This is a genomic window from Pectobacterium hainanensis (assembly GCF_046237015.1).
GTDB lineage: Bacteria > Pseudomonadota > Gammaproteobacteria > Enterobacterales > Enterobacteriaceae > JBJYIN01.
In genome coordinates, this window is sequence record NZ_JBJYIN010000005.1 from 197,660 (window position 1) to 217,189 (window position 19,530).

Consider the following 19,530-nt stretch of genomic DNA (forward strand, 5'->3'; position numbering starts at 1 on the left):
GTACGGTCAATGACTCACACAGCCGGAGCCCTGAGTAAGTCCACTTTTCCCTGACGAACAAAGAGAACCAACACGACGATCCCTAATACCGCTAAAATACTGGCGAGCATAAAGGCAGACTGATACCCGCCACCATACTGAATCAAAAAACCAGTAATACCAGGAGAAAGAATACCGGCTAAATTCGCCAGCAAGTGGACAAAGCCACCGGCGGAACCGATACGCGCAGCAGGTACAATATCCTGTAGCAGTGACCAACAGGCCTGCGGCGTCATGTAGGCAAAAATACTCGCGACAGTGATTAACCCAACGGCCATCGTCACATTTGAAGCATAAGCCGTCAACATGACGCAAACGGCGGCAATCGCCAGACCACAAAAAATCACCAGCTTACGCGAAAACAGAAAATTACCAGTCGTCCGATACAGCCAGTCAGAAATAATGCCACCGCCAATAAACCCGCATGTTGCCCCCAGCCACGGCAAGATTCCTATGATGCTCATACTTTTAATATCGAGGTGTTGAAAATCGGTCAGATAACTGGGTAACCAGGAGAGAAAAAAGAATTGAATATAGTTAAAACAAAAAAATGCGGCAGCAACGCCAAGAACCGGCATCGAGAACACATAATAAAAGATGCTATGTTGATCGGATGTGCCCTCTTTTACCACATGATTCGACGATGCTGCGGGACGCTGACTCACAATAAGCGCCGTTTCTTCCTCGCTCACACGGTGATGTAACTCTGGTTTATCGCGGAAAAATATCAACCAAAACGCTAGCCACACGAATCCCAGTAGCGCAATCACAATAAAAGAAATACGCCAGCCAAAGCTCAACCCAACCAGACCGACAACCGGTGCGGCCAGTGCTGCTCCCAACGGTTGACCCGCATTTGTCAGCCCAACCGCACGTCCGACTTCACGTTTAGGAAACCAGTTAGAAATAGACTTATTTGTCGTGGTTCCCATCGGCCCTTCGCCAATACCAAACAACACCCGTACAACCAAGAGATGAGCAAATCCAGAAACAATCGCCGTAGCACCGCAAAAAACAGACCATAGCCCGGCAGCCCACGCAAACACTTTACGAGGCCCGTATTTGTCAGCCCCCCAGCCGCCAATGAAACAAAAAAGACAGTACCCGACAAAGAAACAACTGAACAAGATCCCCATCTGCGCATCATCAATATGAAGATCCTTTTTAATTAACGGAGCCATTACGGATAATGCCGCACGATCAAGATAATTAAGCATGCCAGCCAGAAATAACAAAAGTGCGACAACCCAACGATATTTATGCTGCAACATGTGATTTCTCCTCGCCGAACGTTAATGTCGCGCGGGCTATACAATATTGATCGATGACGGCCATATCAGGTTCAAAACCCAATCCGGGTAAATCAGGTAATTGCATATAAGGAGAAAACGCTAATTGCGGATAAAGGTTATCTGTCCATTGAATATAAGGCACCTCCAATGCAACCTCGCTTGGCAGGGTGGCAACCAAATGCGCTGTTGCCATCAAACCTGCGCCATAATAAAAACAATGGGGAACTACTTTTACCTTGTACTTATCAGCGAGTTTAAATACCTGAAGTGATGCACTAATCCCTCCGACTTTCGCAACGCTGGGTTGTGCAACCGAGATCGCATTGGCGACAAAGTGTTGAATAAATCCTTGTACGCCATTCGCATTTTCACCGGCGGCGATTGGAACGCCTTCAGCTTTGACCTGGGCCAGACCCGCAATATCATCCGGCGGCCAAACCGGTTCTTCCAGCCAGGTTAGCGATAAGTGACGCAGGGCTTTTGCATTCTTTACAGCTTCATCGACATCCCAGGGACAATTCACATCAACCATCAATGCGACATCCTGTGGTAACGCTTCTCGTACTGCGGCAATGGTTGTATAAGCTGTTTCATGTAATTTTATGGTTTTAAAACCCGCATGATACGCACGTAATGCATTCGTCACCGCCAGTGCAGGTTCGCCATAGCTCACCAGGCTGGCATAAACATCAATTTGGCTGCGGTGAGAACCAAGGAACCGGTAAAGTGGAATACCCTGTTGTTTAGCCGCAAGATCCCATAGCGCAATATCTATCGCCGATAATGCATAGACAATCGGGCCAGAACGGCCAAAAGCGTGTAAGGCTTGTTCCGCACTCACCATCAGTGCCTGAATATCATCGGGTGATGGTCCAATTTCTTTCCCCAAGAAAAAATTTCCAACAACCCCTTGCAGCGCATTGAAGGTCACAGGGTTACAAAGATGCCCAAACCCTTCGCCCCATCCTTGTAATCCATTATCTGTTGTAACGCGAACTAATAATGTTTCCATCTTTTTTAGCGTAGGAGAAGCAGCATTATAACGGTCGTTATCTAATTCATTTTCCTGGTTTCTTCCTGAACTAAAAGGAATGGCAAGACGAATCACTTCTATATTTGTAATCTTCATATTTCCCTCTTATACAAATAACAAAAACATGTAAGACGAAGCGTTAACCATATGTTTTATATGCATTTAAAAACAAACATCGTCAGAATTATAAAAAGGAGAGAAGTGACTAACATTATTAATACGCCCAGCATTAATTATGCTTGTCTCATTATTTTTTAGGCAAATGAATAGCGACGCGTGAATGCCATCACAAGAAGAAAATTATATAAATATCCCCTAAACCAGCACATAGGCAACTTGAAGTATGAGGGGTATATGACAGATATAGGCGTAGCCACGCTTTCCTATACGGGATGCCGCAGGCAGTCGGATGTCATACTTAACACCCTAGATCGCCTAGCGCGATGATAGGCGGTCTAGGGCTTTCGTGTTCAATCACGCGCCATAGACCGCACTACAATGTACTGCACAACAATGTTACCGCACTACAATATTGAAGAAAAACCTAAGGAGAGACAACCACTTCCTTTAAAGGCTGGTGATTACGCCAGTTTTTAACCTTGTCGACTTCAAATAGACTGACGCGGCTAAAATCAGCCGATGACATCTCAAGGTATCCATCCTGTATCAAATATCCACCATACTCAACCGGGAAAATCACTTCGCCACGCTCACTCACAATCCCTATCCGTTTTCTGACATTGGCAGAGCCGAGTTCCCTCACGGAATAAGCATCAATTTCTGGCACATATTCCAAATCACTACCCACACGCGTAAATAATATCTTTCCCTGCTTATTGACAAGATTGACAATCTTTTCATCAGAACCAATAACAATAATACGGTCCTTATTTTTAATCATTCTGATGTCTTTACCTGAGGCAATCACTCGGGCATTTTTATCAAGTAAGTCCTCTTTGATCTTTTCCGTCACACTCATACTGTCAGATTCTTGAATATTGACGTGAGAGCCAATATAAACACCGTCATGCCATTTCAATTCGTGATAAGTTGGTTTCAATAACCATTTATGATCTTTTAAATCATACAGCCCGAGCTTGTTCTCATCACCACCGATAACGAATCGCTGCTCAATGATGCCTTTAAATACCGGAGTATAAAGGAGAGATTTCCCTTTATCGTCAAATATAAATCCTTCATATGTCGCTCTATAAGTATGTTCACCCCACGGTTTGTATTTAGTCGCCAATAGATAAGGTTCGCTTTCACTAAAATTAAAATATCCGTCATCTGGAGCAGGAATAATTAAGTTACCTGTACTATCAAGCAGCCCTTCCTTAACGACGAAATAGCGCTCACTGGTATCATCGCGAGAACCTTCCGGGCGGTTATACTTAAACAGATTTTTTTTCTCTTGCTCTGGAATTGTGGGGAAACGAGCAAGATCGAGCTGCCGCAATACCTGAACAAACATCAATCGTTCCAATGGCGTACCAGTGTCATGGGTCACCGTAAAATGCAAGGTAAATCCATCCTTGGCATCAACATAATATTCATAGCCATCGGACACCATATCGCCATAAACAAACACATGCTCATCTATCTGTTTTCCCTCAGGGATTTTTGCCTTCACCTCTGCCATTAATTCAGCACGTGTTTTGGTAGAAACAGAGACCAGCACATCATGTTCGTACCGACTACCTGACGGAAAGGCGATAGCCGTACGCCTCATCCTCTGTGTCATAAAACGGATCGGTTTTGCTAAAGCGTCATCGATCGCTTCCCAGAGAATTTGATGCATATCAGCAAGATCAAATTCATCGGCAATCTTGATACCGTATTTTTCCTCCAGCGCCTGCTGAGATAACGCCAAATCGCGCATAGATAATACTTGTTCGCCACGGTAGCGTTTATCCATCGTGCGCAACACGGCAAATGCTTTAGCGAGCGGTACAATTTCTTCAGTATTGGCTAAACCGACAAAATAGCGATGGGTCGATTCATCATATTGAAAATATACCGCTTCCAGTATGCCTTGCCGGTTGTAATAAGCAGCACCGCTGTCTGACTGGAATAAGACTTCATTTTGACCTTCCAACCACAATGCCAAATTAAAATCGCTTTTCTCTGCGCTAACGGTAAACAGATCAAAATCAGTCTGTTGATCCTGATGGGTATAGATCAGTGTGTCTTCATTTTCTTTATCGATCAGCAGACGCCCCATTCTGCGGATATACATACCGGATTTCCGCTGACTGATTTTGTCAAACATGCGAAACGGTAGTTTAATGGTAAAATTGGCCTCTGGCGAAAATAGAATACCGGGGAAATCGTCCATTGGCACTTGATTAAACATACTTTTTTGCTCAAGAAGCTGCGTTTCTCTGGCGATTCTCCACTTTTCAAAATTTTGCTTGATTCTGATGACTTCCGGTGATTGATCGTCCTTCTTCTTCAGGATCATCGTAATTTCACAGTCATAAATCGAACAGGCTGATTTTCTATCTGACACTAATCGAATCGTGTTTTTCTCATCTATATTTATCGTATGCCACACATTTTCGATCTGAATCCGATTACCTTTCAGCTCCTCGGTATACCGTTTTTTTGGGGTATAATATGTCGCTTGCGTGGAGGTAAAATTGAAATAGATATCGTCTTTAATCTCTTTAAGGCCTTCAGAAACGGCTGATTTGAAGGGGTCATCCTCTTTATTACTAGCCCCATCAAATACAATACGAATATCATCAATCAGATAGGTTCCCTCGCTAATTTTCTTTTCTCCGTCACACCCCGATAACCATAACGCCAGAATGAACACACCCAGGTACTTCTTCATTCTTTCATCCTTGTTAAATTAAAAAAACATCAATAACCAAAATAATTCGAGCTGCGTGACAAAACGTTATTGTTTTGAACAACGTTATACCCTGGCTGTTTAAGCAGCCAACACACAAGCGGCTTGAAGTATGACGGATATACAAGACGAGTACATCACTGTTCCGAATAAATCAGGTCTATTCAGCTTTCTTCTTCTCATCAATATGTTGTTTCATCTTGACAAATTCTGGTGACTTTTCTTCAACCTGCTTCAATGTCATTGAAATTTCACAATCAAAGAAATCACAGTTTGTTTTTTTATCCGATACCAGACTGATCGTATCTTTTTCATCCTTTTTTACCGTCAGCAATATATCGTTGAATTTCATCCGTCCATCTTTAAGGCCAGCATCATACTTTTCGCCGTCAATGTAGTAAAAACCTTGATCAGATATGAAACTAAAATAGATACCATCTTTGCTATCAACCGCTCTTTTGGCAATCCCCTGCTGAATCACAGACAGCTCTTCTTTAGTCATCACCTCTTCGCTGTTATCGAATTCAAGATGAATCTTATCAATAAGATAAAACTTTTCCCCGCTATCACACCCCGACAACCATAACGCCAGCATGAACACACCCAAGTATTTCTTCATTCTTTCATCCTTGTCAGCGTAAAAAAAATCTCTGAACACGCAGAGATTAAACATTCATTTATGCAATCCGCATTTTATCAAAAAATCAATCATAATACAGACCCGTACCGGTTATTCCTTTAACCAACGATCCAACCAGGCAAAAACGGCGTCCTGCTGTTCTCGACAGAAAACATGACCTAATTCAGGCCAGATTCTTGTTTCCAGCCGACTGTCTGCGCATTGCGATTGCCAAATTTTATGTATTTTTTCATACGCTGCCACCACAGAATGAGTGGGGAACAAGTGATCTTTCCCACCATTGAACAATAACATCGGATTCGGCGCCGATATGCTTGCCACGTCTGGAAAGTCAAAATGTCCCGGTAACCCAGGGTGCAACATGTAGAATGCCGACTGCCCCCTCAACACATTATTGCCCGGCGTCATAAGACCATCATACGTCCCGAACCAGGCAATCGCCGCCGTTGCAGCCACCTTGTCTGATAACGCCGCTAACTGCCAGGCTCGATAAGCCCCCATCGAAAATCCCACAACGCCAATGCGTTGCTTATCGACCTGATCAAGCGATGCCAGAAAATCTATTGCCCGCATATCCTCATAGGCCATCAGCCCCGCCAGCGAACGTCCCAGATTAAAAAAATTGCTCGCCAACGCCTGTTGTTGTTCATATTTTATCGGTCCCCGTTCTCCCCAGCCTAATGCATCGACAGCCAGCACCACATAGCCTCGCGTCGCCAGTTCATCACCGACAAAGCGCCCTGAGAAATACGTATCCGCCCATGTTTGTGCAAGAGTCAGTTGCTCCGTATCGCCCCACGGTTTGATCGTTTTTTCCTTACCGATATCAAACATTGAGCCGTGATCGTGTAGCAGAACAATCGCAGGGTGAGGTCCCGATGCGTTGGGGGACAGTAATAGTGCATTAACGCGACTTTCATCTGTGAGGTTGAAAATCACCTTCTCTGCCGTATAACTCCCGCGATCCTGTCGTTCACACGTTTGAGGAACAAACGCTTTCGTCGCATCTGGCGTCAGCAACGATGTACGTAGCCTCTGCCGTGCGCCAGATTTCCACAACGTAAAGTCGGTATCGTTTCCTGATAGCCAGGAACCAGGATAGGTCATCTGCCGCTTTAGCTGTGTATAAAACGATGGCAGCCCTTCATCGGTGACAGCGGGTACAGACGTATTCATTTCATTGACCATAAGCAGCGTGCGGGATAATAGCGATACAGGGAGTAAAACGGGCGTACCATGCTTATTCTCCTCACCATAATCTTAAAAATAAAACATCGTTTCTGTTTGATATTTGATTGTCAATCGAGCAGATGAAAATCCACAAAGGGAAGTGTAATTTTGCGAAGCAAGTAGTAAAAAAGCCCGTCTGTGCCAATGCGAAAATCACTATTCCACAGAAGAAGGAAACGTTTGAAAAATGTTACAAGGGTCAAATTATAAACATAAAGGTATTGCAAAGGTATCATCCAGTGATAACGTTAATGGTGTTGTAAAGGTTATATACCTCTCGCTCCCCTACACACCGGTGAAGGAATGAAAATAATGAATAAAACAATATCCAAACTCTCATTCATGATGTTCCTTGAATGGTTTATATGGGGAGCCTGGTTTGTTCCCCTATGGCCGTTCTTGCATGGAAATGGGTTTACCCCGACACAAATTGCCTGGTGTTACGCCTGTACGTCCATTGCCGCTATTTTGTCGCCCATCCTGGTGGGTTCACTCACTGACCGCTTTTTCGCCGCACAAAAAATGCTGGCGTTGCTCATGGTGACGGGGGCGGTACTGATGTATCTGGCTGCTCAGCAGACGCAGTTCAGTACATTCTTCCCACTGTTATTAGCCTATTCACTCACCTACATGCCAACGATAGCGCTGACTAACAGTATTGCTTTTTCACATGTCGCCGACGTAGAGCGGGATTTTCCTCGTATCCGTGTCATGGGCACCATCGGTTGGATCGTTTCTGGCATCGCCTGTGGCTTCCTGCCGCCGATGTTAGGTTTCGGTGATATTTCAGCGACTAAAATTCCGCTGGAGTTAACGGCGGCTTGTTCATTACTGCTTGGCATATTCGCCCTGACGCTACCGCATACCGAACCGAAAGGAACCGGAAAGCTGAGCCTGAAAGTGATGCTGGGTCTGGATGCGCTGGTATTACTGAAAGATCGTAACTTTTTAGTCTTCTTTATCTGCTCATTCATGTTCAGTATGCCACTGGCGTTTTACTATATTTTCGCCAATGGCTATCTGACCGAAGTGGGTATGGCGAATGCCACAGGGTGGATGACGCTGGGTCAGTTTTCAGAAATCTTCTTCATGCTGGCACTCCCCTTCTTCACGAAACGTTTTGGGATCAAAAAAGTTCTGATTCTAGGTTTGGCTACTGCCGCTATCCGTTACATTTTCTTCGTTTATGGGGGTGCAGAGCACCTGTTCACTTACGCGTTACTGTTCATGGGTATTTTGCTACACGGCGTGAGTTACGATTTCTACTTCGTGACCGCCTACGTCTATGTGGACAAAAAGACGCCAGTGCAAATGCGTAATGCCGCTCAAGGCTTGATCACTTTGGGATGTCAGGGGATCGGTAGTTTACTCGGCTATCGTCTGGGAGGCTGGATGATGGAGCGACTCTTTGCTTATCCAGAACCACAGAATGGTCTGACGTTTAACTGGGCCGGCATGTGGGCATTCGGCGGTATCATGATCGCCATTATCACCGTTATTTTTCTGGTGTTATTCCGTGAGTCCGCCCGAGAAATCCAACCCATTAAAATTCATACGGATAAAACGCCTTCTACCTCAGCGTAAATACGAAAGCGTAAGTGCGAAAACGCCGATTAATTTTGCCAACACCAAGGGCAACAAACACCAACGTAACGCTTTTGCTTAATCAGGAAGGTGTTACGCTCAGTTCACGATTGAGGATGATCTCATGCTAGACAATAAAGAAAGCCGAATCACAGGCACGTTATACGGACAAATTCTGGGAGACGCGATGGGAATGCCGTCTGAACTCTGGCCGCGTTCGCGTGTTAAATCGCATTTTGGCTGGATTGATCGTTTCCTCCCGGGCCCCGCTGAAAATAGTGCCGCCTGCTACTTCAATGTGGCGGAATACACCGATGATACGTCAATGGCGCTGGCGCTGGCTGATGCCATCATTGAGTGTGAAGGCCGTATCGATCCCAACATTATCGGTCGAAATATTCTTGACTGGGCGATACGCTTTGATGCGTTTAATAAAAACGTACTGGGCCCAACGTCAAAAATTGCGCTACGGGCGATTGATCAAGGGCAGGATATTGCCACATTGGAAAACAACGGTGTCACAAATGGCGCAGCCATGCGGGTTTCTCCATTGGGATGCCTACTGCCAACCCATTCTCTGGCAGACTTTATTACTGAAGTCGAACTCGCCTCCAGCCCAACGCATAAATCCGATGTCGCGATTGCCGGTGCAACCGCGGTTGCCTGGGCGATATCCAAGGCCATTGATGGGAGCAGTTGGGCAGCGATCAGCGATCAGCTCCCCGCGATTGCTAAAGCCGCTCAGGAAAAAAACACGACAACATTCAGCGCCTCCATCGCGGCTCGTATTGAACTGGCTTTACAGGTGGTCCGGCAAGGTCATGGGGTAGAGCAAACGATGGATCGGATCTACCACCTGATTGGTGCTGGCACGTCAACCATCGAATCTGTTCCAACCGCTATCGCCATGGTCGAACTATCCCAAACGGATGCCAACCGGTGCGCTATTTTGTGTGCCAATCTGGGCGGAGATACCGATACCATCGGCGCCATGGCCACCGCCATCTGCGGGGCATTAAACGGCATAGAAAGTTTTGATGTCGCACTTAAGCAGCAATTAGATCAGGTCAATCAGATTGACGTTACGCAGTACAGCCGTTCACTGCTGCACCTGCGTTCACAAAGAGAGGCAGGTTATGCCAGCTGATAAGCTTATTGCGCAGATATCCACATTGAAAAATCGGCGTCAGATTTGCGTCATCGGCGCAGCAGTGATTGATGTCATCGCCGACGCTTATTCGCTGCCACACCGTGGTAGCGATATTGAACTTCACCAACAAGGCGTGAATATTGGGGGATGTGCGCTTAATATCGCCATCACCCTAAAGCAACTCGAAATGACCTCACTGAATGCCCTTCCCCTCGGACAAGGCGTTTGGGCTGATATCATTCGTAATGCCTTGCAAAAGAAAGGAATAGAAAGCGTCATCCAAACGGATGAGGGTGATAACGGCTGGTGTCTGGCGCTTATTGAACCAGATGGAGAACGGACGTTCTTGTCAGTTAGCGGAGTAGAAAATCAATGGTCAGCCGATATCCTGTCAGAATTAACGATTGATCCAGATGCGCTGATATATTTGTCGGGCTATCAGTTATCCAGTAAAAACGGCGAAGCGCTGATCGATTGGCTGGAAACACGATCTGCCGATACCACGTTGTTTATTGATTTCGGTCCACGCATTGCAGATATTGCGCCCGATCGATTGGCACGCATTCTTGCCAGAAATCCGATTGTTTCTGTGAACCGTGATGAGGCCGCTTACCTGCTAAAAACCGACAATGCAGGTACACAGGAGCAGCTTGATACTCAGGATGTGGATAGGCTGGCAAAAGAGTGGTATCGCCGCCATCACTGCCCAGTGATTGTCCGAATGGATAAAGAAGGCGCTTACTACTGTACCGCACAGCAGGCTGGTTGGGTTGCGCCATTCAACGCTCGAGTGGTCGATACCATCGGTGCCGGCGACAGCCACGCTGGCGGGGTACTTGCCGGTCTGGCATCCGGCTGGACATTAGACAGGGCAATCACATTAGGCAATTCGGTTGCCTCTTTTGTTGTTAGCCACCGAGGCGGAGACTGCGCCCCCTCTCGCCAGCAGCTCAGCCAATATCTGCAAACGCGCGACGTCACACCTTGCTGATATCAGGAAGACATGCGTCGAGAGGAGTCACAGCCCTCAAATTAACAACCCATTGATGACCCGCCAGCCGCAAACTTAAAAACCGCTGGCGTTTATTCTTCTGATACAAACACGTATGAGTCTGCACGGCAGTAGCTAATACTGTATTCAATGGGAACATTGCTCTGATCAAAAGCGAGTTGTTTCACGACCAGCACCGCTGCATCTTCACTTAATTTCAACGAGGTTTGCAGGGATTGATCCGCTATTTTCGCCGAAACCCAACTCCGTGTGCGCATTGGATTGCGGTTCTGGCTACGAAAATAAGCATATAACGACAGGGTGATGTCATTAACATCATGAATGAAATCAAGCGGCACATAGGACTCAGCAACAGAGAGTGGCGCATCATCAATATAGCGAATACGTTTCAGTAGAAAAACGTCGCTGCCTACCGGCAATTCAAGGCGTTCGGCCACGCTTTCACTACAGCCAACCACGCATTTAGCCAGCCATTCCGTACCTGGCTTTTTCCCCTGATGCTGAACCTGTTGGGTAAACCCACGCGCCTCTTTAAGGTGGTATTCCATCTGATCGTTAATATAGGTGCCGTAACCGCGCGTACGTACCACAATTTTCAACGATTCCAGCTCAGACAGTGCCTTTCGTACCGTAATGCGTGAAATACCTAACCATTCGCTCAGTTCCCGCTCGCTGGGTAAGAAATCACCACGCTGGATTTCTCCCATCTGTAACGCCTGCTGCACCGTTTGAACGAATCGAACATACAGTGGAGATTTATCTGACAACGCAAAACGTTCACGCAACCGCACAATCAATTTTGCATCGCGTTCCATTACCTTCCCTCGTTCTAAACCGTCACATTAGGTCGAAATATCATAACGTCTTTTAGTTTCCATACCCTAAATAATTCAGAAGAGGCCTCTCATATGAACAAAAAAATCCGGTACCTTGCGATACCGGATTCAGAGAGAATTCATTCCCACCGTTAAGGTGAAATTATTTCTTTTTCGCTTTCGGATTCGGCAAGTCGGTAATGCTACCTTCGTAGACTTCGGCAGCCAGACCCACTGATTCATGCAGCGTCGGGTGAGCATGGATAGTCAGCGCGATATCTTCCGCATCACAGCCCATTTCAATCGCCAAACCGATTTCGCCTAACAGTTCGCCACCGTTAGTACCAACGATTGCACCACCGAGTACACGATGCGTCGCTTTATCGAAAATTAGCTTGGTCATACCTTCTGAACAATCAGAAGCGACTGCACGGCCAGACGCCGCCCATGGGAAGGTCGCCGTTTCGTAGCTGATGCCTTTCTCTTTCGCTTCTTTCTCAGTTACCCCTACCCACGCCACTTCAGGTTCAGTGTAAGCAATGGAAGGGATCACTTTTGGATCGAAATAGTGTTTTTTGCCAGAAATAACTTCAGCCGCAACGTGGCCTTCGTGCACACCTTTATGCGCCAGCATAGGCTGACCGACGATATCGCCGATAGCGTAGATGTGCGGCACATTGGTACGCATTTGTTTGTCAACGTGAATAAAGCCGCGTTCGTCAACCTCAACACCAGCCTGACCCACATCCAGCAGTTTACCGTTAGGCACACGGCCAATCGCCACCAGTACCGCATCATAACGTTGTGGTTCAGATGGCGCTTTTTTACCTTCCATCGTCACGTAGATGCCGTCTTCTTTTGCTTCTACCGCCGTCACTTTGGTTTCCAGCATCAGATTAAACTGCTTGCTGATACGCTTGGTAAAGACTTTAACGATATCTTTGTCGGCAGCGGGAATGACCTGATCGAACATTTCCACTACATCAATCTGTGAACCCAGCGCGTGGTATACGGTCCCCATTTCCAAACCGATGATACCGCCGCCCATGACCAACAGACGTCCGGGAACGCTTTTCAGTTCCAGCGCATCCGTAGAATCCCATACGCGTGGGTCATCATGAGGGATAAAAGGTAGTTGGATCGGACGTGAACCCGCCGCAATAATCGCATTATCAAAGGTTACCGTCGTTTTACCGTTTTCACCGTCAACAACCAGCGTGTTGGAACCAGTAAATTTGCCATAACCGTTAACAACCTTGACCTTACGACCTTTCGCCATACCCGCCAGACCGCCAGTCATCTGATTAATGACCTTTTCTTTCCACAGGCGGATTTTGTCAATATCGGTCTTCGGCTCACCGAATACGATACCGTGCTGTGCCAATGCTTTGGCTTCTTCAATCACTTTGGCAACGTGCAGTAATGCTTTAGAAGGGATACAGCCAACGTTCAGACACACACCACCCAGCGTGGCGTAGCGCTCTACCAGTACGGTTTCCAACCCTAAATCCGCAGCGCGGAATGCCGCAGAATAACCTGCTGGGCCGCCACCAAGTACCACTACCTGAGCTTTAATTTCAGTACTCATCATGACCTCTTAATTAATTTCCGGCGGGTCTGACGTCACCCTCGTCGTCTTTCAGATTTGGGGTGCCATTTTTATTAACGTCCTCTTCCACCGGGACGTGTCTTTGCCGCGGTAGTTTACAAAATCGTTAACAATTTTGAAACAACAAGCGACTAACGATTTGTCCTTTATCACTAATAGCTGCAACAAATAACAGCTTATCAGAAAAAAGCCGGCCGTCAGGCCGACTTTTCGATTACATCACCAGACGGCGAATGTCGGACAACGTGTTGTTGATGATAGTAATAAAGCGCGCACCATCAGCACCGTCAATAACACGATGGTCGAAGGACAGAGAGATCGGCATCATCAGACGCGGCGTAAACTCTTTACCATTCCAGACCGGTTCCATCGCAGACTTGGACACACCCAGGATAGCCACTTCCGGCGCGTTAACAATCGGCGCGAAGTGAGTGGTACCCAAGCCACCAATGCTGGAGATGGTGAAACATCCACCCTGCATTTCGCCTGCGGTCAGCTTACCGTCACGGGCTTTCTTAGAGATGGCCGTCAGTTCGCGAGACAGTTCAACGATGCCTTTCTTGTTCACATCTTTAAACACTGGAACCACCAGACCATTCGGCGTATCAACCGCAACACCGATGTTGATGTATTTCTTCAGTGTCAGACGTTGAGCGTCTTCAGACAGTGAACTGTTGAAACGTGGCATCTGTTCAAGCGCGGCAGCAACGGCTTTCATGATGAAAACAACCGGGGTGAACTTCACGTCCAGTTTGCGTTTTTCTGCTTCGGCATTTTGCTGTTTACGGAACGCTTCCAGATCGGTGATATCCGTCTTGTCGAAGTGCGTAACATGTGGAATGACCACCCAGTTACGGCTCAGGTTAGCACCAGAGATTTTCTGGATGCGGCCCAGCTCGACTTCTTCCACTTCACCAAACTTGCTGAAGTCCACTTTCGGCCATGGCAACAGTCCCGGCAGAGAACCACCGCTAGCGCCCGCAGCAGGTGCAGACTCAGCGCGTTTCACAGCATCTTTCACGTAAGCCTGAACGTCTTCGCGCAGGATACGGCCTTTACGACCCGTTCCCTTCACCTTCGCCAGATTCACGCCAAATTCACGTGCCAGACGGCGGATAACCGGCGTCGCGTGAACGTAAGCATCGTTCTCAGTGAACTCGCCTTTACCTTCTGCTTTCGCAGCCGGCGCAGCAGCAGGTTTTGCCGCTGGAGCGGGTGCAGCCGCTTCTTGTTTGGCAGCCGGAGCGACCGCAGCAGGAGCAGCGCCTTCAACTTCGAAGACCATGATCAGTGAGCCGGTAGAAACTTTATCACCAGTGCTGATTTTGATTTCTTTAACCGTACCCGCGAATGGCGCAGGGACTTCCATCGAAGCCTTGTCGCCCTCAACGGTGATCAGTGATTGCTCAGCGGCAATTTTATCGCCGACTTTCACCATCACTTCAGTCACTTCAACTTCATCACCGCCGATATCCGGGACGTTGACGTCTTTAGCGCCAGCGGCCGCTGCCGATGCTGCTGGAGCAGCGGCCTGTGCCGGAGCGGCAGCAGGTGCAGCGCCTGCCACTTCGAATACCATGATCAGCGAGCCAGTAGAGACTTTATCGCCAGTGTTGATCTTGATCTCTTTAACCGTACCCGCGAAAGGTGCTGGTACTTCCATAGAAGCTTTGTCGCCTTCTACGGTGATCAGAGATTGTTCAGCCGCAACGGTGTCGCCCACTTTAACCAGCACTTCGGTCACTTCGACTTCGTCACCGCCGATATCTGGGACGTTGACGTCTTTCGCTGCCGACGCCGCTGGTGCAGCAGTCGGGGCGGCTTCTTGTTTCGCTTCTGCCTTGGCAGGTGCAGCGTCAGCTGCACCGTCGGCGGAATCGAAAATCATGATCAGTTTGCCAGTTTCAACTTTGTCACCGACAGAGACTTTAATCTCTTTAATAACACCGGCCTGCGGAGAAGGGACTTCCATAGAAGCCTTATCACCTTCAACCGTGATCAGCGACTGTTCCGCTTCAACGGTGTCGCCCACCTTCACCAGCACTTCGGTGACTTCAACTTCATCTGCACCGATGTCCGGTACGTTGATTTCGATAGCCATGTAATCTTTACCTCTTATGCCAGACGCGGGTTAACTTTATCTGCATCGATGTTGAATTTAGTGATGGCATCTGCAACCACTTTCTTATCGATTTCACCGCGTTTAGCCAGTTCACCCAGAGCCGCAACCACCACGTAAGACGCATCCACTTCAAAGTGGTGACGCAGGTTCTCACGGCTGTCAGAACGTCCGAAACCATCCGTACCCAATACGCGATAATCGCTGGCTGGGATGAAGTTACGGATTTGCTCAGCAAACAGCTTCATATAGTCGGTAGATGCAACCGCTGGCGCATCACTCAGCACCTGAGCCACATAAGGTACGCGAGGCGCTTCGGTCGGATGCAGCATGTTCCAACGTTCACAATCCTGACCATCACGAGCCAATTCAGTGAAGGAAGTCACGCTGAACACATCAGAACCGATGCCATAGTCTTTCGCCAGAATCTGAGCCGCATCACGGACGTGACGCAGAATAGAACCGGAGCCCAGCAACTGCACTTTACCTTTGCTGCCTTCAACCGTTTCCAGCTTATAGATACCCTTACGGATACCGTCTTCCGCACCTTGCGGCATCGCTGGCATGTGGTAGTTTTCGTTCAGCGTGGTGATGTAATAGTAGATGTTTTCCTGCGCTTCGCCGTACATACGGTGCAGACCGTCATGCATGATCACTGCAACTTCGTAGGCAAATGCCGGATCGTAGGAGATACAGTTCGGGATAGTCAGAGACTGAATGTGGCTGTGACCATCTTCGTGCTGCAAACCTTCGCCGTTCAGCGTAGTACGACCGGAAGTACCACCGATCAGGAAGCCACGCGCCTGTTGGTCACCTGCCGCCCAGCACAGGTCGCCGATACGTTGGAAACCGAACATGGAGTAGTAGATGTAGAACGGGATCATTGGCAGATCGTTGGTGCTGTAAGACGTTGCCGCCGCCAGCCATGAAGATCCAGCGCCCAGTTCGTTGATCCCTTCTTGCAGGATCTGACCTTTTTCGTCTTCTTTATAGTAAGCAACCTGTTCGCGGTCCTGCGGGGTGTACTGCTGACCGTTCGGGCTGTAAATACCAATCTGACGGAACAGACCTTCCATACCAAAGGTACGCGCTTCATCGGCAATAATCGGAACCAGACGATCTTTGATCGATTTGTTCTTCAACATCACGTTCAGTGCGCGAACAAAGGCGATAGTCGTAGAAATTTCTTTGTTCTGCTCTTCCAGCAGTGTACTGAAATCTTCCAGCGTCGGTAATTCCAGTTTTTCGCTGAATTTCGGCTGACGGCTTGGCAGGTAACCTTCCAGAGCCTGACGACGCTCGTGCAGGTATTTGTATTCTGCTGAGTCTTTGTCAAACGTGATGTACGGCAGTTTTTCGATGTTGTCATCGCTGACCGGCACGTTGAAACGATCGCGGAAGTAACGCACGCCTTCCATGTTAATTTTCTTAACCTGGTGAGCAATGTTTTTACCTTCAGCAGCGTCGCCCATACCATAACCTTTAATGGTATGCGCCAGAATAACCGTTGGTTTACCTTTGGTATCCTGCGCTTTTTTCAATGCGGCGTAGACTTTCTTCGGATCGTGACCACCACGGTTCAATGACCAAATCTGATCGTCGGTCCAGTCTTTCACCAGTGCTGCGGTTTCCGGATATTTCCCGAAGAAGTGCTCACGCACATAGGCACCGTTCTTGGATTTGAACGTCTGGTAATCACCATCAACCGTTTCTTGCATCAGTTGGATCAGTTTACCGCTGGTATCTTTACGCAGCAGTTCGTCCCAACGGCCACCCCAGATAACCTTGATCACATCCCAGCCAGCACCGCTGAAGATACCTTCCAGTTCGTTAATGATCTTGCCATTACCGGTTACCGGGCCATCCAGACGTTGCAGGTTACAGTTGATAACGAATACCAGGTTGTCCAGTTTTTCACGGGTCGCGATGGTGATCGCACCTTTAGATTCTGGTTCGTCCATCTCACCGTCGCCCAGGAAAGCATAAACGGTTTGTTTAGACGTATCTTTCAAACCACGGTGTTCCAGGTATTTCAGGAACTTAGCTTGATAGATTGCACCAATTGGTCCCAATCCCATTGACACGGTTGGGAACTGCCAGAAAGTCGGCATCAATTTCGGGTGCGGGTAAGAAGACAGGCCATTGCCGTGAACTTCCTGACGGAAGTTATTCATCTGATCTTCAGTCAGGCGACCTTCAAGGAAAGCACGGGCATAGATGCCCGGAGAGATATGGCCCTGGAAGTAAACCAGATCGCCACCGTCCTGTGCATTGCGCGCACGGAAGAAGTGGTTAAAGCACACTTCATAAAACGTTGCGGAAGACTGGAAAGACGCCATATGGCCACCCAGATCCAGATCTTTTTTCGAAGCACGCAGCACCGTCATCACCGCATTCCAACGGATCGCGGTACGAATCCGACTTTCCAGATCCAGATTCCCCGGATAATCCGGCTCATCTTCCACTGCGATGGTGTTGATGTATTGGCGAGCTGCGCTACCAGCGGCAACGCTTACTCCACCTTTACGCGCTTCACTCAGAACCTGATCAATCAGATACTGGGCGCGTTCAACACCCTCTTCACGGATGACCGATTCGATCGCCTGCAGCCAGTCGCGGGTTTCGATCGGATCCACGTCATTATTTAAACGATCTGACATGGTTATTCCTTATCTTCTCTAATAAGTTAGTTTGTTGGAGCCTGTCTTCTTGCATTCGGCCATCTCATTAGCAAAATGCATGAAGACAGGCTCATCGTCGTCATTACCGCATTCAGAGCCCCGAAGTACAAAAGGACGCTCAATCCTTGCGTTGCTGGAGTCGACGTAATGATCTTTCACGCCGACTATGTTCCCGGTTAAGATCCAGCAATACTTCCTCAATAAACGCCAGATGACGGTGTGATGCTTCGCGCGCCTTCTCCGGCTCACGGGCAACAATCGCCTCAAAAATGCTGGCGCGATGAATGCTCACCTGCGCCAACACTTCGCGGCTCAGATACAGCAATTCAAAATTCTGTCTCACGTTTTGTTCAAGCATTGGCCCCATACAGCGCAACAAATGCAACAAAACCACATTATGCGTGGCTTCTGTTACCGCAATCTGATACTGCATAACGGCTTCCGACTCTGCATCCAGATCGCCCGCTTCTCGTGCCTGTTCAATGACAGCGTGACAATCCCGGATACGCGCCAGATCAGATTCAGTCCCCCGCAACGCAGCGTAGTATGCAGCGATGCCTTCCAGCGCATGGCGGGTTTCCAGAAGATCGAACTGTGATTCAGGATGTGTGCTCAGTAATTCCGCCAGCGGATCGCTGACGCTTTGCCAAAGGTTGGCTTGAACGAAGGTACCACCACCCTGACGGCGCAAGAGGAGACCTTTGGCCTCCAGTCGTTGAATAGCTTCTCTCAGAGAAGGGCGGGAAACATCGAACTGCTTTGCCAGTTCACGCTCAGGGGGGAGCTTCTCGCCAGGGCGCAAGGTTCCTTCAAGAATCAGAAACTCCAGTTGCTGCTCAATCACATCTGACAGCTTCGGCTGACGGATCTTGCTATATGCCATGGTGGATTCTTCTCTGCGAATGGCGCGGAGTCAATTGGTAATACCAATTTCAAAAACGTGACGCTAAAGTAACAAAGTATTCACCTTCTGTCCATAAGGACGTTGAGCAAAATCACCAATCCAACCAGATTTTAACAAACGCACAAGAAATATGAGGCAAAGTGATAGCCCACCTGAGTTATGCCTCTTTATCCTATCACTTTATATTTTAACTTTTTTGAAACGTAAGACAGGCATTGCTGAACCGTTTAATTCGTCAAAAAATGCATATAAAGTTAAAATAAATGAATTTTAATTCAAAAATATAAAAACGAAGTGAGCTTCTACCAGATATTTACAGACATTTTTAACTAAGGCTAACAGAAGGGATACGATCAACTTACGGATAGGCTAGAGAATCAATGACAACGCATGGCGTTGTAACTTGAAATATAACAGGCATCCATACGCTGTACTTTTTATCTATTGATAATCAATAAATCAGTGCAATCTTCCTCGCTTATCACTATTCTCTGACAAACGGTAGAGGCATCATAATATTAGATTTCTCGTCACCGTAAAAATAAAATTACATAAACGTAAAAGA

General features: G+C 47.6%; 13 protein-coding genes. 3 read left to right on the forward strand and 10 right to left on the reverse strand.

Features of this window, described 5'->3' with window-relative positions:
* Positions 1–14 precede the first annotated feature (14 nt).
* The 5 genes from ACKPVM_RS07100 to ACKPVM_RS07120 all read right to left on the reverse strand — a co-directional run bounded on the left by ACKPVM_RS07100 (position 15) and on the right by ACKPVM_RS07120 (position 7,037).
* The gene (locus tag ACKPVM_RS07100; protein ID WP_409308124.1) at positions 15–1,310 is read right to left on the reverse strand and encodes an MFS transporter; all 1,296 of its coding nucleotides are present in this window, start codon (positions 1,308–1,310) and stop codon (positions 15–17) included.
* Complete coding sequence (locus ACKPVM_RS07105) at positions 1,297–2,460, reverse strand: mandelate racemase/muconate lactonizing enzyme family protein (protein ID WP_409308125.1); 1,164 nt, start codon at positions 2,458–2,460, stop codon at positions 1,297–1,299. The genes ACKPVM_RS07100 and ACKPVM_RS07105 overlap by 14 nt, the downstream gene beginning before the upstream one ends.
* Before the next feature lie 448 nt (positions 2,461–2,908).
* Complete coding sequence (locus ACKPVM_RS07110) at positions 2,909–5,203, reverse strand: hypothetical protein (protein ID WP_409308126.1); 2,295 nt, start codon at positions 5,201–5,203, stop codon at positions 2,909–2,911.
* Positions 5,204–5,381: 178 nt separating this feature from the next.
* Complete coding sequence (locus ACKPVM_RS07115; protein ID WP_409308127.1) at positions 5,382–5,840, reverse strand: putative periplasmic lipoprotein; 459 nt, start codon at positions 5,838–5,840, stop codon at positions 5,382–5,384.
* 111 nt (positions 5,841–5,951) lie between these two features.
* Positions 5,952–7,037 carry a dienelactone hydrolase family protein gene (locus ACKPVM_RS07120; protein ID WP_409308129.1) on the reverse strand — a complete coding sequence of 362 codons (1,086 nt, stop codon included), beginning with the start codon at positions 7,035–7,037 and terminating at the stop codon, positions 5,952–5,954.
* A gap of 366 nt (positions 7,038–7,403) precedes the next feature.
* On the opposite strand from ACKPVM_RS07120, the gene ACKPVM_RS07125 reads away from it, so the two are divergent.
* The 3 genes from ACKPVM_RS07125 to ACKPVM_RS07135 all read left to right on the forward strand — a co-directional run bounded on the left by ACKPVM_RS07125 (position 7,404) and on the right by ACKPVM_RS07135 (position 10,816).
* Positions 7,404–8,675 (forward strand): nucleoside permease, encoded by a 1,272-nt coding sequence (locus tag ACKPVM_RS07125; protein ID WP_409308131.1) that lies wholly within the window; start codon positions 7,404–7,406, stop codon positions 8,673–8,675.
* Between the two features lie 124 nt (positions 8,676–8,799).
* Entirely contained in the window at positions 8,800–9,822 is a 1,023-nt protein-coding gene (locus ACKPVM_RS07130) for an ADP-ribosylglycohydrolase family protein (protein WP_409308132.1), read from the forward strand.
* Positions 9,812–10,816, forward strand: a complete 1,005-nt coding sequence (locus ACKPVM_RS07135) for a PfkB family carbohydrate kinase (RefSeq protein ID WP_409308134.1) — start codon at positions 9,812–9,814, stop codon at positions 10,814–10,816. The genes ACKPVM_RS07130 and ACKPVM_RS07135 overlap by 11 nt, the downstream gene beginning before the upstream one ends.
* Positions 10,817–10,908: 92 nt before the next feature.
* Here ACKPVM_RS07135 and ACKPVM_RS07140 read toward each other — a convergent pair whose 3' ends face one another.
* From ACKPVM_RS07140 to pdhR, 5 genes are all read right to left on the reverse strand, one after another.
* Complete coding sequence (locus tag ACKPVM_RS07140; protein WP_409308136.1) at positions 10,909–11,652, reverse strand: GntR family transcriptional regulator; 744 nt, start codon at positions 11,650–11,652, stop codon at positions 10,909–10,911.
* 163 nt (positions 11,653–11,815) lie between these two features.
* On the reverse strand, positions 11,816–13,240 hold the full coding sequence (gene lpdA / locus ACKPVM_RS07145) for a dihydrolipoyl dehydrogenase (RefSeq protein ID WP_409308246.1): 1,425 nt from the start codon (positions 13,238–13,240) through the stop codon (positions 11,816–11,818).
* A 235-nt stretch (positions 13,241–13,475) separates the two neighbouring features.
* Entirely contained in the window at positions 13,476–15,362 is a 1,887-nt protein-coding gene (gene aceF, locus ACKPVM_RS07150) for a pyruvate dehydrogenase complex dihydrolipoyllysine-residue acetyltransferase (protein ID WP_409308138.1), read from the reverse strand.
* A gap of 14 nt (positions 15,363–15,376) precedes the next feature.
* Positions 15,377–18,040: a pyruvate dehydrogenase (acetyl-transferring), homodimeric type gene (gene aceE, locus ACKPVM_RS07155; protein ID WP_409308140.1), complete on the reverse strand. Its 2,664-nt coding sequence runs from the start codon at positions 18,038–18,040 to the stop codon at positions 15,377–15,379.
* Between the two features lie 139 nt (positions 18,041–18,179).
* Complete coding sequence (gene pdhR, locus ACKPVM_RS07160) at positions 18,180–18,944, reverse strand: pyruvate dehydrogenase complex transcriptional repressor PdhR (RefSeq protein WP_409308142.1); 765 nt, start codon at positions 18,942–18,944, stop codon at positions 18,180–18,182.
* Between the last annotated feature and the right edge of the window lie 586 nt (positions 18,945–19,530).